This is a genomic window from Luteibacter sp. P1_D3 (genome assembly GCF_056406135.1).
Map to the genome: position 1 here is coordinate 1 of NZ_JBFUAT010000009.1, position 26,197 is coordinate 26,197.

Here is a 26,197-nt window from a genome sequence, read left to right on the forward strand (position 1 = left end):
TCCATCGCCTGGGCTGGAACGAGCTCGATCAGCCCGCGCAGACGCTGGTCTTCCTCGTCACGGCGGCGGCATTCACCGGACGGCTGCACTGGCGTGCCATCTGGACGTTCTTCGCGGTGACCACGCTCATTCTCGGTGGCTCCTGCATCGTCCAGCGCCACATTCTGGGAGTGGACCGGGCCTACGGAATCAACGGGGGCGACTGGAGCGCGATCGAGTTCACGATGGTCACGCTCTGCATGACCCTGTTCTCGATCATCCGGCTGATCCAGCCGCGCATTGCCGTGGGCGAGCGCTGGCTGCACGGCATCGCCGTCGCGATCGGTGCCTACGGCGCCATCCTGACGCACAGTCGCGGCCCCATGCTGGCTTTCGTGCCGGCCCTGCTCATCGTCATCGCGGTGCACATCCGCCGTACGCGCCAGTGGCGCGGCGCCCTGGTCTTCGTGGGCGTGCTGATCGTCGGCGTCGTGACTGCCACGACCGCCCTCGACCGCGAAGTGGTGCGGCGCTTCAGCGAGGTCAGCGGCGAGATGTCCACCTTCAGCAAGGACAACTCGGCCGGTCCGGTGCGCGAGCGCATGGCCATGTGGCAGTCCGCGTGGACCGCCTTCCGCGAGCACCCTGTCGTCGGCGTCGGCGTGGACCAGTTCGGGACGTACACGCGCGCCCGGGTCGCCAGTGGCGAGGCGAGCACATCGATCGCCAAGTACGATCATCCTCATAACGAGTACCTCGAGGCGGCCGCGACCGGTGGCGTGCCGGCGCTTCTCATCGTGCTTCTGTTGTTCGCCTTGCCAGCGGTCCATTTCGTCCGGCGCCTGAACGATCCCGATGAATGGAAGTCCACGCTCGCGACGGCGGGGCTCGCGGTCATCACGATGTACGTACTGTCCGCCATGACCGACAACGTGTTCTATCGGGCCATGCCGCATTCGTTCTTCCTTTTCCTTGTGCTCGGCTTCGTCATGGCCACAGCCTTGCCGCCGGCGGATCGGCGCCACTCGCTCGCGGAGGCCTGATCGTGCGCATCCACCTGCTCGCCTGGGACAACCAGCGCGGCCTCTCGCACGATATCCGTGTGGTGGAAGACGCGCTGCGCGAACTCGGTCACGAGGTCACCGTTTCCCGACTGGGTTCGCGCCGGCATGACGGTGCCTGGAAGCTGCGCGGCATGCGCCTGCGCATGCTGCTCGGCGCGCGGCGCTTCGACTTCAACCTCTCCCTCGAACACGTACGTCCGGCGAGCTTCGGGCTGGCGCGACGCAACCTGCTCATGCCCAACCCGGAATGGGTGTCCGCACGCGGCCAGCGCTATCTGGGTCGATACGACGCCCTGCTGACGAAGACGCACGAGGCGACGCGGATCTTCACCGATCTCGGCCTGCGCGCCAGCGACGTCGGCTTTCGCAGCCGCGACCGTTACGACGCCAGCGTGCCGCGCGACCCGAGGGGGTTTCTCCATGCGGCCGGATCGAGCCAACTGAAAGGCACCGCGCGGCTGATCGAGGTGTGGAAGCGTCATCCCGAGTGGCCCAAGCTCACCGTGCTTCGCGGCGGCCCGACGGCGGAAGACGAAGGCGGTGCGACTAACCTGCGGATCGTGCGCGAACACCTGCCGGATGCCGAGGTGCGCCGTCTGCAGAACGCCTCCGCCTTCCACCTCTGCCTGTCGCAAACGGAAGGCTGGGGCCATTACCTGGTCGAGGCGATGAGCTGCGCCGCGGTCGTGTTGAGTTGCGATGGCGCGCCGATGAACCAGATGATCGACGCCAGCCGCGGCCTGCCCGTGCGGGCGACGGAGGGCGAGCCCTTCCACCTCGCGCGCACCTGGCAGTTCGACGAATCCGCGCTCGAGGAGGCGGTGGAGCGCGCGATCGCCATGCCAGCGGCCGAGCGGGACGTGCTCGGCGGCAACGCGCGACGCTGGTATCTCGACAACGAGGCAAGCTTCACGATGCGCCTGGGCGCAGCGCTGGACGCCCTACGCTGAAGCGGGGCGCTCGTCCGCCGGCGGCGTGACGAACTCCGCCAGATGCTGGTCCACGCCAGACTCGCAACGAACCAGCCCCAACCGACGCGTCTCGTCGAGAATGCGGTCGTTCGGGTTGCCGACGATATTCTTCCGCGTGCGGTGGTACAGGTGGGTGGCGAGCGCGCTGAAGCGCAGGTCGCGACGGAGCAGCCCGGCATGGAAGGCGCGTGTGACCAGCTCGGTATCCTCGCGTCCCCAGCCCGTCATGCCCTCGTTGAACCCGTTCAGGGCGAGCAGGTCCTCGCGCCAGAAACCCATGTTGCAGCTCTTGATGCCGCGGGTCTTCTGGCTGGGCTTCGCGTACCAGCGCGCCAGCGCGGGCATGCGCAAGGTATGACGACGACGCTCGATGCCCGGCGTAAAAAAGGTCGCGCGGACCGAGCCGTCGGCAAGCATGCGGCGGGTCAGCGCTTCGTCGCTGAGCACGCGTGAGCCCTGCACGTAACACCCGCGGGTGGCGAAGGCCTCGTGGTCGGCGACGAAATGGGGCTCGGCCACCATGTCGCCATCCAGGATGATGACGTAGTCCCCGGTGGCGGCTGCGATCGCGCGATTGCGCGCGCGGCTCATCCGTGCCCCGTCGTCGGGCTGCCAGAGGTGCACCAGGCGCACGGGGAAGGTGGCGGCCACCCGTTCGATCACACGGCGCGTCTCCGCGGTCGAGCCGTCGTCGGTGACGATGACCTCGTCGGGCAGGCGGGTCTGCCGGGCCAGCGATTCGAGCACGCGCTCGAGGGCGGCGGGCCAGTTGTAGGTAATGATGGCGACGGTAATGCGCATGGAGGCGAAGGATAACGGGAACGCCTTAACCTTGCCGGTCCGGGCCCGCGGGCCGATTCGGTTAGACTTTCCCGATGGCGAGCCTCCCCCTGACCCTTGTAGTGATCACCTATAACGAGGCGCATACGATCGCCCGCTGCCTCGACAGCGTGCCGTTCGCGACCGAGAAGGTGGTCATCGACAGTGGCAGCACCGACGACACGGTGGCCATCGCACAGGCGCACGGCGCGCGCGTGGTTCACCAGGACTGGCTGGGCTTCGGTCCACAACGCAACTTCGCTACCACCCAGGCCAGCCACGACTGGCTGATCGCCCTGGACGCCGACGAGTTCCTTTCGCCGGAACTGGTCGCCGAGCTGGAAGCGGCCTTGCCCTCGATCCAGTCCAGCCCGGACGCCGCCGTGTTCCTGCGCCGCCGCACCATCTACATGGGCGCTCCGATGCGCTGGTACCGGCCTTCGGTCGGCGAGAAGATGGCTCGTCTGTGGCACCGCGATCGCGCCCGCTGGACCGATGCACGCGTGCATGAATCGCTGCGTTTCGATGGCGCCGCGCGGACGCTTCGCGCTCCCTTCGACCACGTGAACAACCCCAGCCTGGTCGAGAAGCAGCTGAAGGTGTTGCGCTATTCCGAATTGAAGTGCCGGGACTGGTACGACAAGGACAAGTCGCCACGCATGTGGCAGACGCCGTTCGTCTTCCTGCTCGCTTTCATCAAGGATTACGTCTTCCGCCTGGCCATGCTCGACGGCTGGCGCGGCTTCATCATCGCCCAGACCGCGGCCAGCTACGCCGTCTACAAACGCATGCGTTACTACGAAATGCGGCACAACCCTGCCTCGCGCGAGTCCGCCGCCACGGCCCTGCACCGTCACGGCCTGGACCGTGGCTCGGAAACCTCCTCATGAAGAAGCACTACCTCCTCTACGGTTCGGAGCGCTATGCGCTGGCCATCCTGCGGCCGCTGCAGGACGCGATCCGCGCACGCGGCGACGAGGCGGCGTGGTTCTTCGACGGTCCCGGTGGCGAAGACCTCATGGCCGGCGAGACATGGCTGCGCACGACCGAGGAAGTGCGTCATTTCAACCCCATCGCGGTGGTGACCTCGAGCAACGCCGTGCCGCATTTCTTTCCCGGGGTGAAGGTCGAAACCTTCCACGGTTTCAATGCGGGCAAGCCCCGGCACATCTATATCCGCGGCTTCTTCGATCTCTATTGCACCACCGGTCCGAAGGACACCAAGGCGTTCGGCGACATCGCGACGCAGATGGGCCATTTCGCGGTGAAGGAAACCGGCTGGCCCAAACTCGATCCCTTCATGGGCGAGATGGGTGCGCGGCCGGTGCCGCCGGTGCGCCAGCCGCCAGTGATTCTTTACCACTCCACGTTTTCGCCCTCGTGGAGCGCCGCGGAGATTCTCTACGACAAGGTTCGCGAACTGTCGCGCGATGGCCGCTACCGCTTCATCGTCACCTTCCACCCGAAGATGAACCCGGAAACCACGGCCAAGTACCGCGCCCTGGCCAACGAGCACCTGCGCTTCGCCGACGACGACAACATCCTCGACCTCTTTGGCCAGGTCGACATGATGTGCTCGGATACTTCGTCGGCGCTGAGCGAATTCCTGCTGACAGGCAAGCCCGTCGTGACCTTCAAGAACCGGGCCTCCGGCCCGCAGCTGATCGATATCGACGACCCGGCGCAGTTCGAGCCGGCCATCGAACGCGCCCTGGCCCGTTCACCGGACTTGATGAAGGCCATCGACGACTTTGGCGCCAGCATTCACCCCTACCGCGACGGCAAATCCAGCGAGCGGGTCCTCGATGCGATCAACCAGTTCATTGCCGAAGGCGGGCGTAACCGGCGGCGTAAGCCGCTCAATCTGTGGCGCAAGCTGAAGATTCGACGACGCATCGGCTATTGGGGTCCCGCCTGAGGAACCGCGGCGTCTACGTTCTGGCGACGACCGGGGCGGTAGGAGTGGAGTCAGCCATTCCACCCATCGTACGTTTAGAATTCATGATCCTTTAACGGTGACGACGCCCTTGTCCAATAGCGCCTATATCCGCTCGGAACACCTTCGCGCCCTCTGGCCGTGGCTGCCGCTGTGGTCAGTCATGGCGCTGCTCGCCATGTTCTCCCACGGCCCGATGCCGATGTTTTCCACGCGGACGCTCGCCGTGGCCTGGGAAATGTGGGCACACGGCCATTGGCTGGTGCCGCACATCAATGGCGATCCGTACAGCGAGAAAGTGCCGCTGCTGTTCTGGATGATCCACGCCGGCTGGGCCGTGTTCGGCGTCAACGATGTCTGGCCACGCTTGCTCGAAGTGATCTTCGGCGGCGTGCAACTGGTCCTGGCTTCGGTCCTCGCCAGCCGCCTGTTCCCGACGCGTCCCTGGGTGGCCAAGGCCACGCCGTGGCTGCTGATGGCGTTCGCCTACGCGTTCCTGTTCGGCCTGCAGATCATGTACGAGGTGCTCCTCGTGGTCTGGGTGCTGGCCGCCCTGCTCTGCCTCACCCCCACCGCCACCCGCGCCGAACCGCGCTGGTGGCTGTTCGGCCTGATGGTCGGCCTCGGCCTGCTGACCAAGGGCCCGGTGATGGTGGTGCACGTCCTGTTCCCGTTCCTGCTCGGCCCGCTGTGGAATCCGTGGGCGCGCGCCAACCGGGGACGCTGGTACGGTTTCGGCCTGCTCGGGCTGCTGATCGGCTTCGCCATCCTGCTGGCCTGGGCGATTCCCGCCGGTCAGGCCGGTGGCGAAGCCTATCGTCAGCGCCTGTTCTTCACGCAGACCGCCGGTCGCGTGGTGTCCGAACGTACCCAGGGCCTGCAGAACCACGCGCGACCCGCCTGGTACTACCTGATCTTCCTGCCGGTGATCGTGTTCCCGCTGAGTGGCTGGCTGCGCGGCATCGTGGCCGTGCCGATGACCCTGTTCCGCCGCCCTTGGCGTGCGGGAACGGGTGCGGCGCTCGTCGTCGCTGGCGTCGCGCTGCTCCTGCTGCTGGTCTCGGCCGCCGGCGCGCACTTCAACGCGCACGTGGATCAGGCGCTGCTGGTGCTGGTGCTGGTGCCGCTGTTCGTGGCGCTGATCCGCCAACCGCTCGAGTCCGGCCTGCAGTTCCTCATCGTCTGGTTGCTGCCTGCCTTGCTGACGTTCTCGCTGATCGGCGGCAAGCAGCTGTACTACCTGCTGCCGGAGCTGGCGGGCGTGACCATGCTGGTGGCCGCCGCCGTGGCCGACCTGCGCGAACGCCACAAGGGACTCGCCTCGAACTACGCCCTCGGGACTTGGCCGCTCTCGCTCGGTGCCTTCCTGCTCGCCATCGTACTGTTCGCCATGCCGTCGGTCGTACCGACGCACTTTCCCGACAACCTATGGCTTACGGGGATGGCACCTTTTTCGCGCTTCTTCGGCGTGATCTTCGTCGTCCTTGGCGCGCTGCTCCTGCTCCGTGGCCGCGGCGAAATGCGCCGGCTGGCCTTCGCCGGACTGATCGGCACGGTATCGCTCAATGCCTTGTTCACCCTCGGCCTCTGGTATCGCTACGACCTCGCACCGGCATCGGCCTTCCTGGCTCAGGCCGACGCGGCCGGCCGCCCCATCGGCAACCTGGGCACCGAGTACAACGGCCAGTACCACTTCGCCGGGCGCCTGATGCATCCCATTGCACGCCTCAACGAATTGACTGGCGCGGCTCCGCAGGCCGACGACGACGATGACGACACCGCTGTCCACGACGGCGACAGCCTCGACGACTTCGCCCGCCACCATCCGGACGGCCTCGTGGTGTCGTACGCCAAGCATCCACCGGCCAATGCCTTCCGCTTTGCACGACTGATCCAACCGTCGCGTACCGGCTGGCTGATGATCTGGGATGCCCCCACGCTGAACGCACTGCACATGGACCGCGTGCCGCCCGAGCCGAAGCAGCCGACCCTGTTGTATCCGCAGGACTATTGGCGCACGCGGACCGCAGTGCGATGACCGACCCCCTCGTCGAACGACTGCGCGCACAGATCGGTGGCGTTCGCGACGGGGCCCTGCTGCGTTTTTCCATCGGCAACGCGCAGCTGGGTGACGGCCTCTATGCCGAGGCGGCCACGGCGTTTCGCGAGGCGCTGGGCTTCGACCCCGCCTATTCGGCGGCCTGGAAACTCCTGGGCAAGGCGCTGTTGGCGATGGACGACGAGTCCGGCGCCGCCGAGGCGTGGCGTCAGGGCATCGCCACGGCCACTGGCCGCGGCGACATGCAGGCGGCGAAGGAAATGACTGTGTTCCTCAACCGGCTTTCTCGGCACGGTTGATCCAGTACGGGTTGCGACCGGACGCGTTGAACCGCTTGTAGTGCCACTGGTACTGCTCGAACGCGCGCTCCACGCATTGCTCCACCCCGCGATTGAGCGCAGCACAGGCCACGTCGAGGTCGGCGTTGTCGATGCCTTCGGGTGCCGGCAGGACATGAATGCGGAACCCGCCACCCTCGGGCAAGCGCTCGGCAAAGCTGAAGAGCACCGTCGCCCCCGTGCGGGCCGCCAGGCGTGGCAGGAGTACGCCGGTCAGGGCGTCCTCACCGAAGAATGGGGCGAAGACACCCTCACCTTCGCGGGGCCGCTGGTCCGGCAGGATGCCGACCGTGCCGCCGGCGCCCAGGCGTTTGAACAGCGTGCGCACGCCCGCGCCCTCGGCGCGGACCTGCTCCGGCGCCAGCTTGCCGCGCACCTTGCGCAGCAGGCCTTCAATCGCCTGGATACGCGGCGGCCGATACAGGATGGCCATCGGGGTCTTGCTGCAGAGCCAGTAATTGAGCAGTTCCCAGCAGCCGAGATGGGGGGCGGCGACGATCACGCCCTTGCCCGAGGCCAGCGCAGCCTCGAACAGCTCGCCACCGACGACCTCGCGAACCAGGCCGAGCGAGCGGTCGGCGCCCGCGCCCCAGATCGCCGCGACCTCGGTCACCGACTTGCCGGCCTCTTCCATCGTCCGCCGCAGCAGCGCCGCGCGCTCGGCGTCGGTCAGCCCGGGCCGGGTGAGGCGCAGGTTGACGGCCGTGACGTGCGTGCTGTGCGAGTGGGCACGCAGCGCGCGCCGGCCAAGCCAGCCGCCCACCGCGTGTACCGTCCGCAGCGAGAAGAGACTGACCAGCCGGAGCAGGAGGTAAAGGAGGTAGATATCGGGACGCATCCGGGGAAGTGTACCGCCGGGTGCCGGCCTCCTTTAAGCTTGGCCGCCATCCGCCGTTAGCCTATCCATGATTGCAGTGATCCAGCGCGTGGAATCCGCACGTGTCGATGTCGAGGGGGAAACCGTGGGCGCCATCGGCGCTGGCCTGCTCGCGCTTGTCGCAATCGAACCAGGCGACGGGGAAGCCCAGTGCGTCCGCATGCTCGAGCGCCTGCGCGGCTACCGCGTGTTCTCCGACAGCGAGGGAAAGATGAACCTCAGCCTGGCCGATACCGGCGGCGGCCTGCTCCTGGTCAGCCAGTTCACTCTCGCCGCCGATACCCGCAAGGGCATGCGCCCCAGCTTCACCACGGCCGCCGCACCGGCGGAGGCGACCCTCTGGTTCGATCGTCTTGTCGCGCTGGCCCGCGCCATTCATGCGCCGGGGGTGGAAACCGGACGATTCGGTGCCCATATGAAGGTACATCTCATCAACGATGGCCCGGTCACCTTCCGTCTGGAGGTGCGCTGAGGCGTCCTTACGGGGTCCATGGCCCTCTTCTTCTCACCGCGACGCTTCACGCCTGGCCGGAAACGGCCATCTGGCGCGATTCTTGCGTCCCCTCGATGAGCCCGATCCACTTGAAAACTGGTCAAAAAATCATCAAATGACTATACTGATCGGTTCCTGTAACCCGCGGCGGTCGGCATGACTAATAAAGCTCACGAGCAGCAGTCTGAAATCAAACAGCTCATCTCCAAGGGTTTGGAGCAGGGCTACCTGACCTACGCGGAAATCAACGATCACCTGCCCGACGACATCGTCGATCCGGAGCAGATCGAAGACATCATGGCGGTGCTCAAGGGCGTCGGCATCGAGGTCCATGACTCCGCGCCAGACACTGACACCATTTCCGACGGCGCCGCCCCCGGTTCCAGCACGGATGACGAATCCGCTGCTGAAGAAGCCGTGGCCCTGCTGTCGGCCGTCGACGCCGAAGTCGGCCGTACGACGGATCCCGTGCGCATGTACATGCGCGAGATGGGTACCGTCGAACTRCTGACCCGCGAAGGCGAAATCGCCATCGCCAAGCGCATCGAGGAAGGCCTCAACCAGGTCCAGACCGCGCTGGCCAGCTTCCCCCTTACCATCCAGCTGCTGCTCGAGGAATACGACCAGCACGTGGAAGGCAAGCGCCGCCTGAGCGAGATCCTGGCTGGCTTCACCGACCTCGAGGAAGCCGCGGACGCCGCCAAGGCTGAAGCCGCCGAGGCCGCCGAAGCCGCCGCCGCCGAAGCCGACGGCGAGGAAGAGGAAGAAGTCGAAGGCGCTGCCGCCGAGGAAGAGGAAGCCGGTCCGACCGGTCCCGATCCGGAAGAAGTGAAGCGTCGCATGGAAGAACTGCGCTCGCTCCACGGCAAGTTCCAGAAGACCGCTCCCAAGGCCGAGATCAACGACAAGAAGCTCGCCAAGATCCGCGAGCAGATGTCGGAAGCCTTCCTCAACCTGAAGCTTCCGTCGGCCCTGATCGACAGCTTCGTGCGCAAGCTGCGTGAAGTGGTGAACGATATCCGTCATCACGAGCGCGTGCTCATGGACATCTTCGTCAAGCAGGTGAAGATGCCGCGTGCGGAGTTCCTGAAGAGCTTCCCGTCCAACGAAGGCAACCTCGAGTGGGCTGCCGAGCTGGGTCGCAAGCGTCAGAAGTGGTCGCCGAACATCAAGAACTACCGTGAAGTGATCGACGGTGAACAGGAGAAGCTCGCCGCTATCGAGCGCACCCTGTACCTGCCGCTGACCGACATCAAGGAAATCAATCGCGCGATGTCCGTCGGCGAGGCGAAAGCCCGTCGCGCCAAGAAGGAAATGGTCGAGGCCAACCTGCGCCTGGTCATCTCCATCGCGAAGAAGTACACCAACCGCGGCCTGCAGTTCCTCGACCTCATCCAGGAAGGCAACATCGGCCTGATGAAGGCCGTGGACAAGTTCGAGTACCGCCGCGGTTACAAGTTCTCGACGTACGCGACGTGGTGGATCCGTCAGGCCATCACCCGCTCGATCGCCGATCAGGCCCGCACCATCCGTATCCCGGTGCACATGATCGAAACGATCAACAAGCTCAACCGCATCTCCCGCCAGATGCTCCAGCAGTTCGGCCGCGAGCCGACGCCGGAAGAACTGGCCAAGGAAATGGAGATGCCGGAAGACAAGATCCGCAAGGTCCTGAAGATCGCGAAGGAACCGATCTCCATGGAAACCCCGATCGGCGACGACGAAGATTCGCATCTTGGCGACTTCATCGAAGACACCAACGCCAGCTCGCCCGTCGAGTCGGCGACCGAAACGGGTCTCATGGAAACCGTGCGCGACGTGCTTGCCGGCCTCACCCCGCGTGAAGCCAAGGTACTGCGCATGCGCTTCGGCATCGACATGAACACGGATCACACGCTGGAAGAAGTCGGCAAGCAGTTCGACGTCACCCGCGAGCGCATTCGTCAGATCGAAGCCAAGGCCCTGCGCAAGCTGCGTCACCCGAGCCGTTCGGAGACGCTGCGCTCGTTCCTCGATATCGATTGATTGGTTGCTGCATTGAGCTAGACGAGAACGCCCGCGCAAGCGGGCGTTTTCTTTTGGTCGCGCAGGTGTTCAGTATCCTGCGCTGTTCGCGTTACGTGAACACACGGCATCACTGAACACGGCGACGTCTGCGGATTTATTTTCCGCGCGATGTCAGAGCGGCCTCCGCCCTCGACACCGCGTCACGAGTTACAACGCCGACACGCAGACCGAGCGGACGTAGCAGCTTCGCCACGGTTTCCAGCGTCGGGCTTTTTATTTCGCGCTCAATGTCCTGCAGCCCACGGGCGGACACGCCGCACAGCTTCGCGTATTCGGCAATGGTGAAGCGAAGCGTCGTGCGAACGAGACGAATGACCTCAGGCACGGGACGCCCGGGGTGCGCATCGATGTCATCCAGCAAGGCTCGCCGCACATCGAGTTCTTCGATCGTCGTCAGTGGCTTGAAGCGCTTGTCCACGCTCAGAGCGCCTCGAGCTGCGCGACGATGTCGTCGATGGAGGCGCGCTGCATGTCCATGATGTCTTTATCGACACCCATCTCCAGGGCTCGCTGGCGTAGGCCGCGCAATGGCTCCACCATCGCCACAAGTGCGCTCGTCAGTAATCGCTCGTCGACATCCGTGGCGACAGCAGCCTGCCTGACCACGCTCGCCCAACGCGGAGAGCCATCGTCGTCGCTTTCCCACCGCATGCGGCGGGCGATGCCGTCGGGGTGCAACATCATCGGGACGAAGTCGAAAAGTGGTGTCAGTCCGACATATCCATCCGCGCGCCGCTGAATCGCCGTGTTGCGCGCGTGATTGTCTTTGTTGCCCAAGGCGATGTTCGCCACATCGCGACGCATGTATTCAATGACATCCCGCTCGCGGTGCGTGCAGACAGCAGCTAGGTGCTGCAAGGCGACATTGTGCGACGGTGCGAGTCCGAACCCGGCCAGACCACAAAGCGACGCAATGCTCTCCTGCGCATGGCGAAGTACTCCGGCTGTCGTTACTTCCCTATCGAATCGGGGAATGAACAACGTTCGGGGATTGCCCCGCATTTTTCCTTGCACGTGCAGCCCGAGATGCCTGGCCAACTCCATGTAGGGCGCTTCGAGCCGGAGAATCGTTGCCAGGGCAGCGCTGGGACCCCTGGAAAACTTGACGAGCCAGTGTGCGGCCGTGTCTTCGTCGGGTAGGGCGTGGTCGAGGTAGAAGAGGCCATCGCGGCCTTCTGCGAGCAGGACCTTAGGCCACTCCCCTTGCACGCCCGAGGATCCGGCGACAAACAAGCCGTGACTGACCAGATGCTCGGTGAAGGCCTCGCCACGTTCGATGACCTCGGCTTCAGTGAAGCCCCGGCGGTCGCGGAGCGCGTGCTCCTTCAAGCGATCAGCCGCTTCGCGTACGCGAAGATTGCCGATGGGGTTGCCCGCACCGGCAAGCAATAAGCGCCAGTCAGCCGATGCTGCTGACGTCTCCGGCATGCCGAGCTGTCGCAGCAGTTCCTGCCTGCCGAAGCCCTGGGGAAGGAGATCGGTGAGAAACGGAGGCCAGGTTTCGCTCCGCATGGATTGCAGCGAGACCGGCAGGTTGACACTTAGGGCTGCCGCATCCGTCCGACCTTCGTTGTCTAGCGCATAGCCCAACCCATACCCGACTTCGGTCCCGGCCTCCCAGCCGCGCTCCTCGGCGCCGAGAAGGCGAAGGGAGGCGACAGCGCGCCAAGCACCATCGAGATATAGATCGAGATTGGCAACATCACTCATATGCATACTCTTGTATCACAACAATGATCATTTGTGATGTTATATATGTCACTTTAGTGTGTATATGTGAAAAAGCAAATTACGGTAGCAGGCGGATCGACCTTGCGCTCTAATCCGCAAAACGGACAGGACGATGGAATGGACAGCTTGTCGACCAAGGACATCGTGGGTGTGATCCTGCTGGGGATCGTCTTCCTAGTGGTCGCCTTCTTCGTGCGGGCAGGCTCGGACTCCCGGCGCCCCCGCGAGAAGTCCTTCAACTGCTGGCGATGCAAAGCGCTGACACCGCATACCCAGCGGACAATCGAAGCGTGGCGAAACGGCAAGACGCGGCTTTTCTGTGGGGCATGTCACGCCCACTGGCTGCAGTCGCATCCGCCACCGGCTAGCCAACCTCGACCGATCAGTGGCGGGTATAGACCACGAAAAAGGTCGAGTCCGGCGGGGGCTCTCGTTGTGCTTGGAGTTGTCGTCGTGATGAGCGTTCTCGGCCGTTCTTGCTCATGACGGAGAGCCCCTGTGCCGAAGAAACGACCAAACCTATCGATGTTGCTAGAAGGCATACGAAAACGCCCGCGAATGCGGGCGTTCTCAATGAAACTGTCACCCACCGCTCAGCGGTGGTGAACCGGACGATGCGCCGGGTAATGATGACGCGGCGGCGGACGGTGATACGGGCGGTGATGCACAGCGCGATGGTGGTAGTAATGGTGATGGACCGGACGATGGTGCACCGGGTGGTGCACGACGACCACGCGATGCGACTGCGCCATCGACAATGCCGGCACGGCCAGGGCCGCAACAGCCAGTGCCACCGAAATGATCAGCTTCTTCATGAAATCCCCTGTGGGTTGAACTGGGTCAAGCATGGAGGGTGACGGCTGAACTGTCGACGTCGGCGCGCTTGGCTTCGTCACGTTTTCTTGGCTTTCCACACGTTTTCTTGGCTTTCCATGTGGGTGCCCGCCCATCGTCGAACGATCCCTCATTGGGTACACTTGGCCACCGCGCGCGGGCCTATAGCTCAATGGTTAGAGCAGAGGACTCATAATCCTTTGGTTCCAGGTTCGAGTCCTGGTGGGCCCACCATTCTTCATGTCGTTCTTCTCCTCGAACTGGTGCAGGAGGCGGGGAACGAGGAATCGGTGACGGGTGTTCATTACTGACAGTTTCTGACACCACGCCGGACTACCTTTGATGGACGCACTCGCTATGCAGTGCCCCACCAAAGGAGAAATGCATGGTTTCGTTGTCACCTGCCGCTATTGATGCGTTCCTCAGCGAAGACGACGATTCATCCGTCGTCATGTTGAATCTCCTCCGGTTCGAGCCAGATGGCGGCCGCGAGAGATACCTTGATTACCTGGCACTGGCTAAGCCGGTCCTGGCCCGGTTTGGTGCAAAGATCCTTTTCGGCGGCGATGGACTCGCTTTGCTTACGACAGGACAAGCGCAGCCATGGGACGCCGTTGTTCTCGTGCAGTACCCCCGCCGGTCCGCCTTTAGGGAAATGGTTGGCGATGCGGAGTATCAGGTCGCGTTCAAGGTGGGTCAGGCCGCCATCGCCGATATCGTGCTGCAACCGTTGAAGCCCATAGACCGTCTTGCATGACTTCCGATGGTCGGACTGATGATCTGGATTGAAACATCCCTGTCATTCAGCCGACCTACGGTTGACTGCTCGACAGGCAATCAACGGTAACTCCCATGGATCATTCCCGACGCCGTTTCCTGGGCGTCGCCGGCGGATTCGCCGGTGCATGCGTCTTCGTCGACACATTCCGCGTAGCTCAGGCGATGAAGTCGCCAATGACGATGCCTATGGCGCAACGGATGGCCATGCCGGGCCTGGCCGCGCCGAACGTGCCGCTGGTGAACCCGGTGACCATGGCGAAGTTCGTCGATGCCCTGCCGGTGCCACCGATCGCCGTGGCCACGGGCACGCGTACCCACGCCGCGTTCGCAAGCCGGCCGTTGCCGTTCTATCGCATGCCGATGCGCGCCTTCAGTGCCAGGGTGCACCGGGATCTGCCGCCGACACCGCAATGGGGATACGCAGGGTCTACGCCGGGTCCCACGATCGTGACGCGTCGTGGCGAGCCGGTGCTGGTGGAATGGGCCAACGAGCTCCCCACCCGGCATTTTCTGCCTATCGATCACAACATTCATGGCGCGGAGACATCCAAACCCGACGTTCGCACGATCACTCACGTGCACGGTGCGCGCGTTTCCGCGCCGAACGACGGTTGGCCTGAAGACTGGTACGTGCCGGGTAAATCGTTGACCGCCCTTTACCCGGGCGACCAGGACGCCACCACCTTGTGGTACCACGATCACGCCATGGGCATCACGCGGTTGAACATCTACGCGGGCCTGTTCGGAAGCTTTCATGTGCACGACGACGACGAGCAAGCCCTCGGGCTACCCTCGGGCGAATTCGATATTCCGCTGATGCTCTACGACCGCCTGCTCGCCAAGAGCGGCAAGCTTTACTACCCGGTGTCCGACGATCCCGAGGCGCCCTGGGTGTCCGAATGCCGCGGCGACGCAGTGCTGTGCAACGGCAAGCTGTATCCGTATCTCGACGTCGAGCCGCATCGCTACCGTTTGCGCCTGATCAACGCGGCCAATACCAGCTTCTTCAACCTGTCGCTGTCACATGGCAAGCCGTTCCAGCAGATTGGCAGCGACCAGGGGCTACTCGCAGCGCCCACCGATCGCCTGAACATCGAGCTGTACCCGGCCGAACGCGCCGAGGTGATCGTCGACTTCAGTGCTTATGCGGGCAAGTCCGTGCAGCTACGCCACCAGGCCGACGGCATCGTCGAGTTCCGCGTTCGCGCCAAGGGTCGCCGCGATACCTCGGTGGTGCCGGCCGCGTTGCGGCCCGTCCAGCGCATCGATCCCTCCACGGCTGTGCAGGACCGCGTGCTTGCACTGGGTGAGCAGGACGATTCGGGCGGCAATCCGATGACGATGCTGCTCGATGGGAAAATGTGGAGCGATCCCATCAGCGAAAAACCGAAGAAGGGTACGGTGGAAACCTGGACCTTCGTCAATGTGACGGGCGATGCGCATCCCATCCACCTGCACCTTGTGCGCTTCCAGATAGTGGAGCGCCGTCCGTTCGATCTCTTCGCGTGGAACGCCCGCAAGGAGCTGAAGTTCACCGGGCCATCGATACCGCCGGCCGCGCATGAAGCCGGCTGGAAAGACACCGTGCGCTGCGACCCCGGGATGGTCACCCGCATCATCACGCGCTTTGACGGCGAGCCAGGCAAATACGTCTGGCACTGCCATTACCTCGAGCACGAAGACAACGAAATGATGCGGCCCTACGAACTGGTTTGAGTCACCGGTTTTTTCTTGCGGTGATAGCGATTGTTCGCAATATGTTGCGTTGACACGTGATCGTCATCACGACCTCACGCATTGTCGCCCGTGTGCCAACGATCCGTCACATGCGGGGTGGAAGCTCAATGCGGTCGACAGGTCATCTACAACCTTAGTCGACAAGCATCAGGGGGAAGACTTCCACTAGGGAGAGATTCACAATGGTTACATGGTTGCGCCGCACACGGCTTTCGCCGCTGTTGCTTGGCGCGCTTTCCGTCGGCCTAGCCGGCGTCGTCAGCGCCCAGGACACCACTCCACCCGATCACGATGCACAGTTCCGCCAGAATGTGCCCGTGGCTCCCTTTAAGAACCAGGCTGGCCTTCCCGGCGGCATCGTCGTACTGCACAAGCCACCCAAGGGCCAGGACAACAGCGACAATACCGCCACCCCGATCAAGCACGTGATCCTGCTGATCGGCGAAAACCGCACGTTCGACCATGTCTATGGCACCTACACGGCGCCGAAGGGGCAGTCGGTGGACAACCTGCTGTCCAAGGGCATCGTCAATGCCGACGGCACGCCGGGTCCGCACGTGGACCTTGCCACGCAGTTCATGGCCTCGAGCACCGGCAAGTACGACATGTCGCCGAAGAAGGCCGGCAAGTACAAGACGCTTCCGCAGATGAACACCGGTGGCGCACCCACCGCGGCACCCTTCGCTTCTGCGGCGCAGGCGCAATCCATTGAGCCAGCCCTGCCCGATGGCAGCTACGACATGCTCGCTGCCGGTGGCACGGGCCTGCCCAACGGCGTGGTCGATACCCGTTTCCCGGCCAAGCTCGCCAACGCGCCGGTGGATATGCATGCGTCGATCAGCTACGACGCCTATGCCAACAGCCCCGTGCATCGTTTCTTCCAGATGTGGCAGCAGCTCGATTGCGACACCAAGGTAGCCACCGCGGCCAATCCCAGCGGTTGCCGCAACGACCTGTTTCCCTGGGTCGAAACCACGATGGGCGCGGGCAACAACGGCGCTCCGCTGCCGGCGAACTTCAACGACCAGAGCACCGGTGAAGGCTCGACCGCCATGCAGTTCATGAACATGGCCCAGGGCGATGCGCCTTACTTCAAGAAACTGGCCCAGACGTATGCGCTGAGCGACAACTTCCACCAGTCGGTGATGGGCGGCACGGGTGCCAACCACATCATGCTCGGCTTCGGTACCTTGATCTACTACGCCGACGCCAACGGCAACCCGGCCACCCCGCCGGAAAACCAGATCGAGAACCCTGACGCGCAGTTCGGTACCAACAACTGGTGGGTGCAGGACGGCTACGGTGGTGGTTCGTACGTCAATTGCGCCGACGAAAGCCAGCCGGGCGTGAAGCAGATCAAGAACTACCTTCGCTCGCTGCCATACCTGACGTTCAAGGGTACGGACTGCAAGGCCAAGGCCTACTACCTGGTGAACAACTACAACCCCGGCTACATGGGTGATGGCACGCCGGCTCCGCTGGGCGCCGACCAGTTCACCATCCCGCCGACCACGCAGGAGAACCTGGCTCTACTGCTGGAGAAGCACAAGGTGTCCTGGAAGTACTACGGTGAAGGCTTTGGTGGCGGCAAGGAAGACGGCGAAGCCGGCACCTTCTGCAACATCTGCGATCCGTTCCTGTACTCCACCCAGGTCATGACCAACCCGGAACTGCGCGCCAAGAACCAGGACATCAACGATCTGTACGACGACATCCAGAACAACACGCTGCCGGCCGTTTCCATCGCCAAGCCGGACGGCATCCTCGATGGCCATCCGGCCTCGTCGAAGCTGGACCTGTTCGAGGGCTACGTGCAGAAGATCGTCGAAATGGCCAAGGCCAACCCGAAGGTGTGGGACGACACCGTCATCATGGTGACCTTCGATGAAGGTGGTGGCTACTACGATTCGGGCTACATCCAGCCGATCGACTTCTTCGGCGACGGCACGCGCATCCCGCTGCTGGTGGTGTCGAAGTTCTCCCAGGGCGGCAAGGTCGTGCACACGTACTACGACCATGTCTCGTTCGACAAATTCGTCGAGGCCAACTGGAACCTGAAGGATCAGATCTCTGCCCGCAGCCGCGACAACCTGCCTAACCCGGTGTCGTTCAGAGAGAACCCGTATGTGCCGGTGAACGCGCCGGCCATCGGCAACCTCATGGACATGTTCAACTTCACCCGGAAGGATGTCAGCGATACCACCGCGATCGCCGACTGATCGCTCACGGTTAGCCCGATACCGACCCTGCCCGCGGAAGCGGGCAGGGTTTTCGTGTTCGCAAGGAGTCAGATGATGATGAAGCTTTCCCTGCACCGATGGGCCGCTTTCGCCGCGTGTGCGCTGGCCATGGCGGCAGTCACACCTGTCCATGCCGATCCCGGCGACTTCGGCGCCATGCCCGGACTGTGGAAGATCCTGGTGCGGCACGTGACCAACGGCAAGGCAGGTGCACCGGAAGTGCATTGGCATTGCGTCGACGAAGGTGCGGATCCCTGGACTACGTTCGCCGCGTGGACACCCGCGGAGGGCGACTGCACCGCCACGGACAAGCAACGTCACAGTACCTCGTTGGCGTGGAAGCTCACCTGCAAGTCGGCCACGCCGGCGTCGGCGCATGTGGATTTCGACAGCGCCAAACACTACACAGGGAGCGTCACGACTGACGGTCGCGGCGAGGTTACGCAGGTAGAGGGCAATCGGTATGCTGCCTGCACCAGTCCGCAAGACTGATGCGACAGCAGCGGGAAACGGACCTTACCTAAACTGCTCGAAATCCACCGACTCTTTCACGAACTGCCCCGTGGCGAGCAATGCGCGCTCGACATCGGCAATCACCACCTCGTTGTTGTCTTTCGACAACACAAAGAGCGCCCAAATATCATCGTCTATCTCGTAGTTTCCGCCCGGATAGGTCCAGTAACTAAAGTAGCGGTCATGAGCCCATGCCACCCGTGGATCGTCGAGGCCTTTGGGGTGAGGCCCGGCAGTTGCGCCTAACGCATCACGCAAGATCGCAGACACGCATGGAAATCCCTCTTTTCGATGGTCGTCCAGCACCTCAACCAGTAGCTCGCTGCCGTGATAGATCGGGCGAACTCTAAATCGGATGGGGTTAGCCATGACGGGAACAATCACAAGTGAACCTTCGATAGGCCCCTCACCACCTTGATCGCATGCTTGGCATCGTGCACCGGTGCCGAGTTCCCACAGTTGTCTACAAAGGCTTCCGGGATGCGTTCTTGCCCAGCCATCTCGGCCATCCCGGATTGGCTGACAAACAGCAGATAGCTTTTACCGGTGTCCATGGGAAACCTAGCAGATGTGTTCTCCGACGACAGACGGATAGTCTCTTGTGGCTTTCCTTTGAAGGTCTCCAGAACCTTGATCGTGTAGATCGTCCACTCGTATCCCTCCGGATCATCCGGGGTGGAAATAGTGCGCTCATCCAGGACCCGTCCGGTGATCACCGTGGGGGCCTCCTTGAACTCGGCCGCCACCGACGGGTTTCGATAGATAGCCGTCGGTCCCGCGCCGGACTCCCAGCACGTTGCCTGGGAAGCCGGTGAGATCGCGACCGTGGCCAGCGCAAGGCCGAAGCAGGCAACTCGTGTGAACTGGCCCATTGATCCTCCTTGGATCTATCGGTTACGTCGGTGACCTTCGTCAGTTCACCAACTGCCCATACCGTTCCGCCAGACTGATCGTCGCCGTCATACCCGCATTGAACTCCAGAAAGTCGGCCTCGATGCCGTCACTGAAGATCACGCCGTATCCCGCCATTTGCGAGACGAGCCGCAACGGCTGTTGGCGAGTCACCTGCCCGAACACCATCTCGACCTGGGTCACCCGACTGGGAAACGGCTCGCGTACGGTGAACTGCAGATGGTCGGCATCCCACGCAAACCCATGCTCGCGCAGGGCCTGTACGGAATCTTCCAGATCGTGCCCCACGATGCCGGCGGCACCCGCCAGCAAGCTCTGGAACCACCCTGTCGAGCCCAGTCCCGTCGACACGATCAGGCCACTCGACGAATGGGTTTCCGACCGATCGCCCTGCTGGATCTGGTAACGCGCAGACACGTGCGACCGCGGACCGATGAAGAGGTCGTTGACCGCATGGAGCTCCTGCCCGTCACTCAAGGCCGCTCGCGCCATCGTGACGCGATTCAGCGGCCGCTTCCTGGCGATCGCTTCGGGCGCGATAGCCGCGAGGTCTTTAGCCTCGAACGGAAGCAGCACACCATCCCATCGTGCGGGATCCGGATTAACCCCGATGACCGGCTGCGCGCCCTTCAGGTACTTCAGCGTGTTTGCAACCAGGCCATCCTGCCCCAGTACGACGACCAGGGCATCCGGTGCAAAGAGGTAGTTGGAGAGAAATCCGCGATCCAGCCGCTGGACCCGTCCAAAGCGAGACAGGGTCGCTTCGGACGTCTGTACCGCGTCCATATACACGCGGTGCTCGGCCTCATAGTCCGAGAAGTCGGCACCCAGATGCTCGACATAGAAGCGCGCCTGCTCGATCGTATTGAAGCGCACGATCAATTCTTCCAGCCGCGTCTTGCGAGTCACCAGCACGATCCGCTGGTTCAGCGCATCCATCGCGTCAGGCCTTGGCCGGTGACTTGGCTCGCGGTTGTGTCAGTTGCTGCAACAGGTCGGGCGAGATGTTGAGTTCGCCGATCCGTCCAGCGCCGTCAGCCAGCCCCTGAAAGGCCTGCGCGATCAGCACGCTGGGATCGGCCTGCCCGACCATGAGGACCTGCAGTACCTTCGGGTCGATGCCCTGGACCGCCTTCATGGTCGCCGCCACGGCGTAAGCCTTGGCATCGGCTTCGGTCTGCGCGTTCTCGGCGCGCAGTAAGGTCAGGCTCTTGTTCTTGTCTTCCAGGGCGATGCGACCCGCCAGCTCCTGGTCCTGGATCGCCTGGCGCTTGGCCAGCACCGCCTGCTCGGCTTCCAGTTGCGTCTCGCGGATCTGGCGCTTCTTGGTCTCCACCGCGATCTCGGTATTGAGCTCGTTCTCCTTGACGGCGCGCTCCTGCTCGATCGCAGCATTGCGGCGCACGTAGGTCGCATCGTCGGCTTGTTTCAGAATCTGCTCGCGAACCTGGGCCTCGAGCGCACGTGCCGTTTCCGGATTCGGCTTCACCGCCAGCACCGACAGGTTGACCAGTTCGAGCCCGAGGCTGGCGAGGCCGTCGGCGCTTTGCAGGCCCTGGCGCACCACCTGGACTAGGTGATCGGAACCACGCAACAGCTCCTGAAGCGTCTGCCCCTGCAGCACCGAGCGCAATTTCACCTGCACGGCGTTGACCACCCGCTGCGGCAGCTTGGTCCGGTCCTCCGATGCATAGCTGCCATCGGCCTTGAGCGTGAAGTTCATGAGGCTGGCAAGCGTGGTTGGTGCGGACACTCGATAGGTGACCTGCCCCTGCACGGTCACGACCTGGAAGTCGCTGCTGACCTCCTGGAACATGAAGGGAACATCCACGCTCTCCAGCGGGATCGAGACCAGCGTGGCGCTAGGCGCGAAGTACCAAAAGGTGAGGCCCGTGCCCTCGCGTACGGCCACGCCATTCTTGTACTGGATGACGTAGGTGCTGGGACTGGCTTTGACGTAACGATAACCGAACATGATCGTGCCTCCTGGCGAGATGTATGCCCCGGTCTTCCGACGCCGCCCCCCATGAGAGGCGCCGGGCTTGGGAGTCCGGCGGCAACTCTATCGACTTCGATGGCGCTTGTCTCTCGATCAGTCGCCGTGGTCCGATGCGGCTAATGCAGCCCTCATGTCCTTCAGCCACATCCTCAGTCGCTCGACATCGTCGAACGCGCGCAGGTCGTTCTCGAAGACCCGGATGCTTTCGCGGATGTGGGTCATGTTCGTGATGAGCGCCCGCTTGACCGTCTTGGCAGACACGGCCGATGCGGGGCTCATGCCGAACCGCCGTCGGTAATCCGACTCGATCTCCGCGAGCTCCTGATCCAGCCCGTTGAGTTGTTCCTTGAGGATCGAATTCCAGTGCCTGAGCCGGTCCTCGCTGAGGTTCTCCAGTGCGGCCTGGTCGATATGTTCCAGCTCCAGCTGAAGTTCCAGAAGATCGAGCAGGCTCTTGCTGGCGTACGCCTGGTTCACCCGCTGCATCAAGGCGGCCTTTCGTTGCTGCTCGACGGGATCGCGCTCACGATCCGGATGAAGTGCGCTAGCGAGCTTGCGATAGACCTCGCGGATCGACAGATGGATCTCAGCCTGCTCGACCCGTACCCGCTCCTCGGACGCGTTGCGCTTGGGCGTCTTCTTTCGCTTCGCGTGGTGAGCTTCGCGCGCCTCGCGACGGAGGCGTTCTCGCGCCTCCTCCTGGTCCAGCTGCTCCTGTATGTGCCGGAGCACGTCGTCGGGCGAACCGGGCACTGCCTCGTCAGGGACGTCCATGCCGGACGTCGCCGGCACCTCGTCGCGCGCCTTTGCCGGGATGACTACCTGGGTTTCGGCGGCTGATCCATTGTAACGCCGATAGATCTCCGCGATGCCCGGATCGGAAACGGACGAAAGCACGTCGGCGGCGAACTGGCTGATCAGTTCGGCGATCGTCTGGCGCTCGGCCTTGGAGATACTCCTGATGTCGTGCGACTGATCGAGGCGATGGATCAGCCGCATGCGCACGGCATCGTAACCCTGCCAGAGCGGGACGAACTCGTCGTTGTACTTGCGACGGAACACCGTGTCGAACGCCTCCCACTCAGCCAACGCGGCGCGCCGCTTCTCTATGTTGCCGATCAGCGCGTTGAAGGATGTCTGGCCTTTGGACGCAAGCGGCGCGATACCGTTTTCACTCGTACCGATGGCGCTGAGGATTTTTTTCGCCATCGAACGCGTCTCATACGGAGCCAGAGGACCTGCGGCGCCATTTTACGTCAGATCGTTCGCGGGGCATGGCTTCGCCTGTACAGACGTCGCAGTCAGCACCTTAAGCTTCGATTCTCAGCAATTGCCTGATACGTCGCGCTTCCGCCACGCGTGACTCTGGCGGCGGGCGCATGGCCGTCGCGTCGGCCAGCCATCGTCCCGGCCTGGGTTCCCCATGTCGTCAATGGCCGCGCACGACACGACATCGAGGACTCCCATGAAGAACACGATCATCACGGTCGCTCTCATCACTTGCTTTCTGGGCCTGGCCTGCCCCGCCTTCGCAAAGAACGGCGACCCGGCCCCGAAGGGCTGGTTGCTGGTCCGCAGCGGCGTGGCCAACACCACGGCGAACTACGACAAGGAGGACAGCGACAGCAACGACAAGCTGCAGGGTGTGTCGGTGCTCTGCGCCGATATCACTGAGACCGCCGCCAACGTGCAGAACCTCATCAACACCGATGGCACGCGGGTGTGGGGCGTCAACCGCGGCCTTACCCGGGCGTCCACGGTAATCAATCTTAAGGGTAGCGTGGTCATCGACGCCATGCCGAACAATCCCAACCACTGCCTTATCAACGGCCTTACGGTGTCGCAGATCAAGGGCATCTGGCACTGACCCGTCATGGCGCGAGCGCCCTGGTCGAACCCTCCCCTGCGTGCAGGGGAGGTTTGCGTCTAGTCGACGCGCGCCTGCGGGCGCGTTCCGCTCAACCAGCGCTGCGCGCGGCGAATCCAACCCGCGGCAAGGTCCGGATCCCACACGAACGTCGCCACGCTCTCCGCCGGCATAACGTACTCGAAGCCGTTGCGTCCATCGGTTACCGATAGCCGGCGTTCGTCTTTATTGAGGTTCACCACCACCAGGACGAGCGAGCCATCTGACTCGTTCTGAAAAGCGACATTGGCGACGCCCCTGTCGTCGACATCGGTATCGTTGGAATTCACCCGGAACGCACCCGGCTCGACGAAACGACTGAAGTGCGCGAGCGCGTAGTACTCGTCGTTGCGGGTCACCTCGCCCGTTTCCGAATCGATGGTGACAACACCGCGGCAACGCGAGCACCCACCGAAATGCGGACCGTGGTTCTCGTCCAGCGCAAGGTTCCAGTAGACCACGCCACGAGCCCACTGACGGATGCCGGTGACCAGCAGGTTTCGTGAGAACCACAGCAGTTCGCCGTTGACCGAGAGCGGCCAATCACCGCCGGTGCATTCCGTGATGTAAGCATCTTTATCCGGGTGGGCACGATGGACGCGGCCCTGCTCATGCTGGCTGCCGCCATAGCAATGCCATGCCACGCCGTCGATGTAGCGCGCGGCATCGGGGTCGGCCAGTACGGCCAGCGGTTCTTCGACGGGCGTCCAGTTGTGATCCCATTCCAGAATCGCTGTCCTGGGTTTGCGGTCGGCGAGTTTCGGTCCAAGGTACTTCGAGACCACACGCGCCCGGGTCTCGGCTCCCATCGTCATGCCGGGGTAGCTGATCGGTGCGTACGCAGGCTCGTTCTGCAGGGTCAGGGCGAAGATGGGAATGCCGTGACTGCGGTAAGCGTCGAGATACTTGACGAGGTAGTCCGCGTAGACGCCCTCGTACTGCTCAAGCAGTTCGCCACCAAGCAGGTTCTGCGTGGTCCGCATCCACGCCGGTGCGCCCCAAGGCGAAGCGATCGTGAGCATGCCGGGATTGATGGCGAGGACTTCACGCATCATCGGCACCACGTCCTGGAGGTTCGACGCGATGTTGAAATGCTTCAACTGCTGATCGGTCTGCCCGAACGGGATGTCGTCGAGGGTGTAGACATTCAACGAGAAGTCCGACGAACCGATCGTCAGCCGCATCATGTTGAAGTTGAGGTTGGGCGGGGGCCCATACAACTCGCGCAGCAATGCCTGGCGCTCGGACGCACTCATCTTCGTATGGAGCAGCCACGCCGAGGAATCGGTCATCGCCGCGCCGAAACCGGTGATGGTCTGGTACCGGGTAGCCGGGTCGATGACAATATCGGCCGGCACCGAACCACTGGCGCTCACCGCGATATCGGGCTGCGGCGCCAGCTTCGCGCGGTGATCGGTCGTGCTGAGCCAGACCGCGACGGAAGGCATGATCTGGCGCACTGGAGGAGCGGCTTTTGCGGCCGCTGCCTTGGTTTGCACGTAACGCGGCGCGTAAAGCGCCACCACGGTCAACAGGCAGATAAGCGCAACGAAACCGCCGACCACTCGACGGGACCCTGGGCTCCGCTCATCCATGGCGGTCGCAAATCCTTTCGCTCGTGGTACGGCTCACCTGGCTCACTACGCTTCCGACGTTTTCCCGCGTTAATTCAGCATAGCGAACCTGGCCAGCGGCCGATAGGACCCAACCATCCAAGGCGGATCAGTCACTCAGTCGTCGAGCCCTCGTCCGATAAGACGACCGAGCGGCTTCGACAGCGCCACGATGAGGACGCCCAGAACGACGTAGCCGATGCTCGCGCCTGTCATGCTCGCCGGGCGGCGCTGCACGTCGATACCAAGGGCGAACTCCACGGCGTATAGGCCCCACGCGAAGGCGATGAAAGCAATCCAGAGGGTTCCCACCAACCGAAGGATGAAGACAGCAGTCTTTTGATACGTCATCGCGAGCCCTTCCTTAGATTTACTGATGGATTAATTCCGGCGACGTGGATGAGCACGATCGCCAGAATAGTCCGATCTGACGATTCAGACCGCTCCAATTTCCATTTTAGACTAGGTGGCGGGCAACCCTATCCACGCCGACAAAGGCAATGGAGCATCTTTTTCGCCGTTTAACTCGACGCCGCCTGGGTAGCCCCTACAGACAACTCAAGGTTGTTTTGCTACGGTCAAGTCGTTGCCTGCGTCATCGCTGACTGTGCTGCGCAGGCAACCGTCGCTTCATGCGGTGAAGAAGCGCGAGCCAGAGGTGCGACAACACCCCTGACCCGCTAACCAAAACCAACTAAAAGAGAGTTGATATGGCTGCGTCACATCATACGGCACCTGCTCGCCCGTCGAATCCCCTCGGCGACACCCCCACCGGTTACCGAGCCGTCTGCCCTCTCCGCAGACACGGTTGACGAACCGCGGCGGCAGCCGTTTTCTTCAGAAGTTTCTTGGCCGTGCTATCCGGCGCGTCGCTCTGTGGGCGGCGGAAACGACCTGACGTCGCGACCCACTTCATCGAACCACGCCGCTCGGCGCCCGGACGTGGGCCGCCGTTGAACCCGCGAGTCCGTCTGATCAGTCAGTCCGTTTGATCCGCGGCACGTCATGCCCGCATGGCGTGCCGCACCTCGACGTAACGCGGCGTCATCCAAGGAAACGATCATGACCCTATCCGCGCAAGACATCGATCCTGATACCTCCGTACACGACCTCCTGAACGAGGCGACGGAGTGGATGCAGTACGCCAGCGGCGTCGCCGGCTGTCTCGCCGAACTGGTCCACGAATCGGACACGGTCGACTGCCGCCGCATGGCGCTCGCTCTCGAAGCGATCGGCGCGATGGCGCGCATGGGCACACAATGCGCGTCACAGGCGCACACGAAGATGCATTGGGAGCAACAACGCACCTAGGCGATCATCGATTCGCTA

At 63.2% G+C, this 26,197-nt stretch carries 26 protein-coding genes and 1 tRNA gene; 15 read left to right on the forward strand and 12 right to left on the reverse strand.

Features of this window, described 5'->3' with window-relative positions:
- Together AC1DYM_RS08150 and AC1DYM_RS08155 are read left to right on the forward strand one after the other, a co-directional pair.
- Positions 1–1,022, forward strand: a 1,022-nt coding sequence (locus AC1DYM_RS08150) for an O-antigen ligase family protein (protein WP_477337477.1), incomplete at its 5' end; no start/stop codon positions are given.
- 2 nt (positions 1,023–1,024) lie between these two features.
- Positions 1,025–1,993 carry a glycosyltransferase family protein gene (locus tag AC1DYM_RS08155; protein WP_477337478.1) on the forward strand — a complete coding sequence of 323 codons (969 nt, stop codon included), beginning with the start codon at positions 1,025–1,027 and terminating at the stop codon, positions 1,991–1,993.
- On the opposite strand, the gene AC1DYM_RS08160 is transcribed toward AC1DYM_RS08155, so the two are convergent.
- Positions 1,985–2,815, reverse strand: a complete 831-nt coding sequence (locus AC1DYM_RS08160) for a glycosyltransferase family 2 protein (RefSeq protein ID WP_477337479.1) — start codon at positions 2,813–2,815, stop codon at positions 1,985–1,987. The genes AC1DYM_RS08155 and AC1DYM_RS08160 overlap by 9 nt on opposite strands.
- A gap of 74 nt (positions 2,816–2,889) precedes the next feature.
- Here AC1DYM_RS08160 and AC1DYM_RS08165 point away from each other — a divergent pair, with 74 nt between their 5' ends.
- The 4 genes from AC1DYM_RS08165 (at position 2,890) to AC1DYM_RS08180 (ending at position 7,127) form a co-directional block, all read left to right on the forward strand.
- Positions 2,890–3,723 (forward strand): glycosyltransferase family 2 protein, encoded by an 834-nt coding sequence (locus tag AC1DYM_RS08165; protein WP_477337480.1) that lies wholly within the window; start codon positions 2,890–2,892, stop codon positions 3,721–3,723.
- The gene (locus tag AC1DYM_RS08170; protein ID WP_477337481.1) at positions 3,720–4,751 is read left to right on the forward strand and encodes a CDP-glycerol glycerophosphotransferase family protein; all 1,032 of its coding nucleotides are present in this window, start codon (positions 3,720–3,722) and stop codon (positions 4,749–4,751) included. Before AC1DYM_RS08165 ends, AC1DYM_RS08170 begins: the two co-directional genes overlap by 4 nt.
- Positions 4,752–4,860: 109 nt before the next feature.
- Positions 4,861–6,807, forward strand: a complete 1,947-nt coding sequence (locus tag AC1DYM_RS08175) for an ArnT family glycosyltransferase (protein ID WP_477337577.1) — start codon at positions 4,861–4,863, stop codon at positions 6,805–6,807.
- Positions 6,804–7,127 carry a tetratricopeptide repeat protein gene (locus tag AC1DYM_RS08180; protein WP_477337482.1) on the forward strand — a complete coding sequence of 108 codons (324 nt, stop codon included), beginning with the start codon at positions 6,804–6,806 and terminating at the stop codon, positions 7,125–7,127. The genes AC1DYM_RS08175 and AC1DYM_RS08180 overlap by 4 nt, the downstream gene beginning before the upstream one ends.
- Here the strand turns inward: AC1DYM_RS08180 and AC1DYM_RS08185 are convergent.
- Positions 7,102–8,004 (reverse strand): lysophospholipid acyltransferase family protein, encoded by a 903-nt coding sequence (locus AC1DYM_RS08185; RefSeq protein WP_477337483.1) that lies wholly within the window; start codon positions 8,002–8,004, stop codon positions 7,102–7,104. The two genes, AC1DYM_RS08180 and AC1DYM_RS08185, sit on opposite strands and share 26 nt — an antisense overlap.
- Positions 8,005–8,071: 67 nt before the next feature.
- On the opposite strand from AC1DYM_RS08185, the gene dtd reads away from it, so the two are divergent.
- Positions 8,072–8,515: a D-aminoacyl-tRNA deacylase gene (gene dtd / locus AC1DYM_RS08190; RefSeq protein WP_477337484.1), complete on the forward strand. Its 444-nt coding sequence runs from the start codon at positions 8,072–8,074 to the stop codon at positions 8,513–8,515.
- Positions 8,516–8,692: 177 nt separating this feature from the next.
- Positions 8,693–10,561 carry an RNA polymerase sigma factor RpoD gene (gene rpoD, locus AC1DYM_RS08195; protein WP_477337485.1) on the forward strand — a complete coding sequence of 623 codons (1,869 nt, stop codon included), beginning with the start codon at positions 8,693–8,695 and terminating at the stop codon, positions 10,559–10,561.
- Positions 10,562–10,697: 136 nt separating this feature from the next.
- Here the strand turns inward: rpoD and AC1DYM_RS08200 are convergent, their stop codons facing one another.
- The 3 genes from AC1DYM_RS08200 to AC1DYM_RS08210 form a co-directional block, all read right to left on the reverse strand.
- A complete protein-coding gene (locus AC1DYM_RS08200) occupies positions 10,698–11,021 on the reverse strand; it encodes a helix-turn-helix domain-containing protein (protein ID WP_477337486.1) in 324 nt (107 codons plus the stop codon).
- Between the two features lie 2 nt (positions 11,022–11,023).
- The gene (locus AC1DYM_RS08205; RefSeq protein ID WP_477337487.1) at positions 11,024–12,313 is read right to left on the reverse strand and encodes a type II toxin-antitoxin system HipA family toxin; all 1,290 of its coding nucleotides are present in this window, start codon (positions 12,311–12,313) and stop codon (positions 11,024–11,026) included.
- A 614-nt stretch (positions 12,314–12,927) separates the two neighbouring features.
- A complete protein-coding gene (locus AC1DYM_RS08210) occupies positions 12,928–13,149 on the reverse strand; it encodes a hypothetical protein (protein WP_477337488.1) in 222 nt (73 codons plus the stop codon).
- Positions 13,150–13,326: 177 nt separating this feature from the next.
- Between AC1DYM_RS08210 and AC1DYM_RS08215 the strand changes: the two genes are divergently transcribed.
- The 5 genes from AC1DYM_RS08215 to AC1DYM_RS08235 all read left to right on the forward strand — a co-directional run bounded on the left by AC1DYM_RS08215 (position 13,327) and on the right by AC1DYM_RS08235 (position 18,417).
- A tRNA-Ile gene (locus AC1DYM_RS08215) sits at positions 13,327–13,402 on the forward strand.
- A gap of 151 nt (positions 13,403–13,553) precedes the next feature.
- The gene (locus AC1DYM_RS08220; protein ID WP_477337489.1) at positions 13,554–13,925 is read left to right on the forward strand and encodes a DUF1330 domain-containing protein; all 372 of its coding nucleotides are present in this window, start codon (positions 13,554–13,556) and stop codon (positions 13,923–13,925) included.
- 95 nt (positions 13,926–14,020) lie between these two features.
- Positions 14,021–15,664 carry a multicopper oxidase family protein gene (locus AC1DYM_RS08225; RefSeq protein WP_477337490.1) on the forward strand — a complete coding sequence of 548 codons (1,644 nt, stop codon included), beginning with the start codon at positions 14,021–14,023 and terminating at the stop codon, positions 15,662–15,664.
- A 203-nt stretch (positions 15,665–15,867) separates the two neighbouring features.
- Positions 15,868–17,904 (forward strand): alkaline phosphatase family protein, encoded by a 2,037-nt coding sequence (locus AC1DYM_RS08230; RefSeq protein WP_477337491.1) that lies wholly within the window; start codon positions 15,868–15,870, stop codon positions 17,902–17,904.
- A gap of 75 nt (positions 17,905–17,979) precedes the next feature.
- Positions 17,980–18,417: a DUF3617 domain-containing protein gene (locus AC1DYM_RS08235; protein WP_477337492.1), complete on the forward strand. Its 438-nt coding sequence runs from the start codon at positions 17,980–17,982 to the stop codon at positions 18,415–18,417.
- A gap of 24 nt (positions 18,418–18,441) precedes the next feature.
- On the opposite strand, the gene AC1DYM_RS08240 is transcribed toward AC1DYM_RS08235, so the two are convergent.
- The 5 genes from AC1DYM_RS08240 to AC1DYM_RS08260 all read right to left on the reverse strand — a co-directional run bounded on the left by AC1DYM_RS08240 (position 18,442) and on the right by AC1DYM_RS08260 (position 22,558).
- Positions 18,442–18,807: a hypothetical protein gene (locus tag AC1DYM_RS08240; protein ID WP_477337493.1), complete on the reverse strand. Its 366-nt coding sequence runs from the start codon at positions 18,805–18,807 to the stop codon at positions 18,442–18,444.
- 11 nt (positions 18,808–18,818) lie between these two features.
- Positions 18,819–19,310 (reverse strand): hypothetical protein, encoded by a 492-nt coding sequence (locus AC1DYM_RS08245; RefSeq protein ID WP_477337494.1) that lies wholly within the window; start codon positions 19,308–19,310, stop codon positions 18,819–18,821.
- A 40-nt stretch (positions 19,311–19,350) separates the two neighbouring features.
- Positions 19,351–20,289 carry a diacylglycerol kinase catalytic domain-containing protein gene (locus AC1DYM_RS08250; protein ID WP_477337495.1) on the reverse strand — a complete coding sequence of 313 codons (939 nt, stop codon included), beginning with the start codon at positions 20,287–20,289 and terminating at the stop codon, positions 19,351–19,353.
- Positions 20,290–20,293: 4 nt separating this feature from the next.
- Positions 20,294–21,325, reverse strand: a complete 1,032-nt coding sequence (locus tag AC1DYM_RS08255) for an SPFH domain-containing protein (RefSeq protein ID WP_477337496.1) — start codon at positions 21,323–21,325, stop codon at positions 20,294–20,296.
- Between the two features lie 117 nt (positions 21,326–21,442).
- Positions 21,443–22,558 carry a hypothetical protein gene (locus AC1DYM_RS08260; protein WP_477337497.1) on the reverse strand — a complete coding sequence of 372 codons (1,116 nt, stop codon included), beginning with the start codon at positions 22,556–22,558 and terminating at the stop codon, positions 21,443–21,445.
- Positions 22,559–22,814: 256 nt separating this feature from the next.
- Between AC1DYM_RS08260 and AC1DYM_RS08265 the strand changes: the two genes are divergently transcribed.
- Positions 22,815–23,216: a hypothetical protein gene (locus AC1DYM_RS08265; protein WP_477337498.1), complete on the forward strand. Its 402-nt coding sequence runs from the start codon at positions 22,815–22,817 to the stop codon at positions 23,214–23,216.
- A 59-nt stretch (positions 23,217–23,275) separates the two neighbouring features.
- Here AC1DYM_RS08265 and AC1DYM_RS08270 read toward each other — a convergent pair whose 3' ends face one another.
- Both AC1DYM_RS08270 and AC1DYM_RS08275 read right to left on the reverse strand, forming a co-directional pair.
- Positions 23,276–24,850: a glycoside hydrolase family 30 protein gene (locus AC1DYM_RS08270; protein ID WP_477337499.1), complete on the reverse strand. Its 1,575-nt coding sequence runs from the start codon at positions 24,848–24,850 to the stop codon at positions 23,276–23,278.
- A 135-nt stretch (positions 24,851–24,985) separates the two neighbouring features.
- Positions 24,986–25,219, reverse strand: a complete 234-nt coding sequence (locus AC1DYM_RS08275; RefSeq protein ID WP_477337500.1) for a hypothetical protein — start codon at positions 25,217–25,219, stop codon at positions 24,986–24,988.
- Positions 25,220–25,930: 711 nt separating this feature from the next.
- Between AC1DYM_RS08275 and AC1DYM_RS08280 the strand changes: the two genes are divergently transcribed.
- Positions 25,931–26,179 carry a hypothetical protein gene (locus AC1DYM_RS08280; RefSeq protein ID WP_477337501.1) on the forward strand — a complete coding sequence of 83 codons (249 nt, stop codon included), beginning with the start codon at positions 25,931–25,933 and terminating at the stop codon, positions 26,177–26,179.
- The last annotated feature ends 18 nt before the right edge of the window (positions 26,180–26,197 follow it).

Bases quoted from the DNA above. Each gene is read 5' to 3' on its own strand.
- AC1DYM_RS08160 (WP_477337479.1), bottom strand. From the start codon at position 2,815: ATGCGCATTACCGTCGCCATCATTACCTACAACTGGCCCGCCGCCCTC.
- AC1DYM_RS08165 (WP_477337480.1), top strand. From the start codon at position 2,890: ATGGCGAGCCTCCCCCTGACCCTTGTAGTGATCACCTATAACGAGGCG.
- AC1DYM_RS08170 (WP_477337481.1), top strand. From the start codon at position 3,720: ATGAAGAAGCACTACCTCCTCTACGGTTCGGAGCGCTATGCGCTGGCC.
- AC1DYM_RS08180 (WP_477337482.1), top strand. From the start codon at position 6,804: ATGACCGACCCCCTCGTCGAACGACTGCGCGCACAGATCGGTGGCGTT.
- AC1DYM_RS08185 (WP_477337483.1), bottom strand. From the start codon at position 8,004: ATGCGTCCCGATATCTACCTCCTTTACCTCCTGCTCCGGCTGGTCAGT.
- dtd (WP_477337484.1), top strand. From the start codon at position 8,072: ATGATTGCAGTGATCCAGCGCGTGGAATCCGCACGTGTCGATGTCGAG.
- AC1DYM_RS08205 (WP_477337487.1), bottom strand. From the start codon at position 12,313: ATGAGTGATGTTGCCAATCTCGATCTATATCTCGATGGTGCTTGGCGC.
- AC1DYM_RS08210 (WP_477337488.1), bottom strand. From the start codon at position 13,149: ATGAAGAAGCTGATCATTTCGGTGGCACTGGCTGTTGCGGCCCTGGCC.
- AC1DYM_RS08220 (WP_477337489.1), top strand. From the start codon at position 13,554: ATGGTTTCGTTGTCACCTGCCGCTATTGATGCGTTCCTCAGCGAAGAC.
- AC1DYM_RS08225 (WP_477337490.1), top strand. From the start codon at position 14,021: ATGGATCATTCCCGACGCCGTTTCCTGGGCGTCGCCGGCGGATTCGCC.
- AC1DYM_RS08230 (WP_477337491.1), top strand. From the start codon at position 15,868: ATGGTTACATGGTTGCGCCGCACACGGCTTTCGCCGCTGTTGCTTGGC.
- AC1DYM_RS08235 (WP_477337492.1), top strand. From the start codon at position 17,980: ATGATGAAGCTTTCCCTGCACCGATGGGCCGCTTTCGCCGCGTGTGCG.
- AC1DYM_RS08240 (WP_477337493.1), bottom strand. From the start codon at position 18,807: ATGGCTAACCCCATCCGATTTAGAGTTCGCCCGATCTATCACGGCAGC.
- AC1DYM_RS08245 (WP_477337494.1), bottom strand. From the start codon at position 19,310: ATGGGCCAGTTCACACGAGTTGCCTGCTTCGGCCTTGCGCTGGCCACG.
- AC1DYM_RS08250 (WP_477337495.1), bottom strand. From the start codon at position 20,289: ATGGATGCGCTGAACCAGCGGATCGTGCTGGTGACTCGCAAGACGCGG.
- AC1DYM_RS08255 (WP_477337496.1), bottom strand. From the start codon at position 21,325: ATGTTCGGTTATCGTTACGTCAAAGCCAGTCCCAGCACCTACGTCATC.
- AC1DYM_RS08260 (WP_477337497.1), bottom strand. From the start codon at position 22,558: ATGGCGAAAAAAATCCTCAGCGCCATCGGTACGAGTGAAAACGGTATC.
- AC1DYM_RS08265 (WP_477337498.1), top strand. From the start codon at position 22,815: ATGAAGAACACGATCATCACGGTCGCTCTCATCACTTGCTTTCTGGGC.
- AC1DYM_RS08270 (WP_477337499.1), bottom strand. From the start codon at position 24,850: ATGGATGAGCGGAGCCCAGGGTCCCGTCGAGTGGTCGGCGGTTTCGTT.
- AC1DYM_RS08275 (WP_477337500.1), bottom strand. From the start codon at position 25,219: ATGACGTATCAAAAGACTGCTGTCTTCATCCTTCGGTTGGTGGGAACC.
- AC1DYM_RS08280 (WP_477337501.1), top strand. From the start codon at position 25,931: ATGACCCTATCCGCGCAAGACATCGATCCTGATACCTCCGTACACGAC.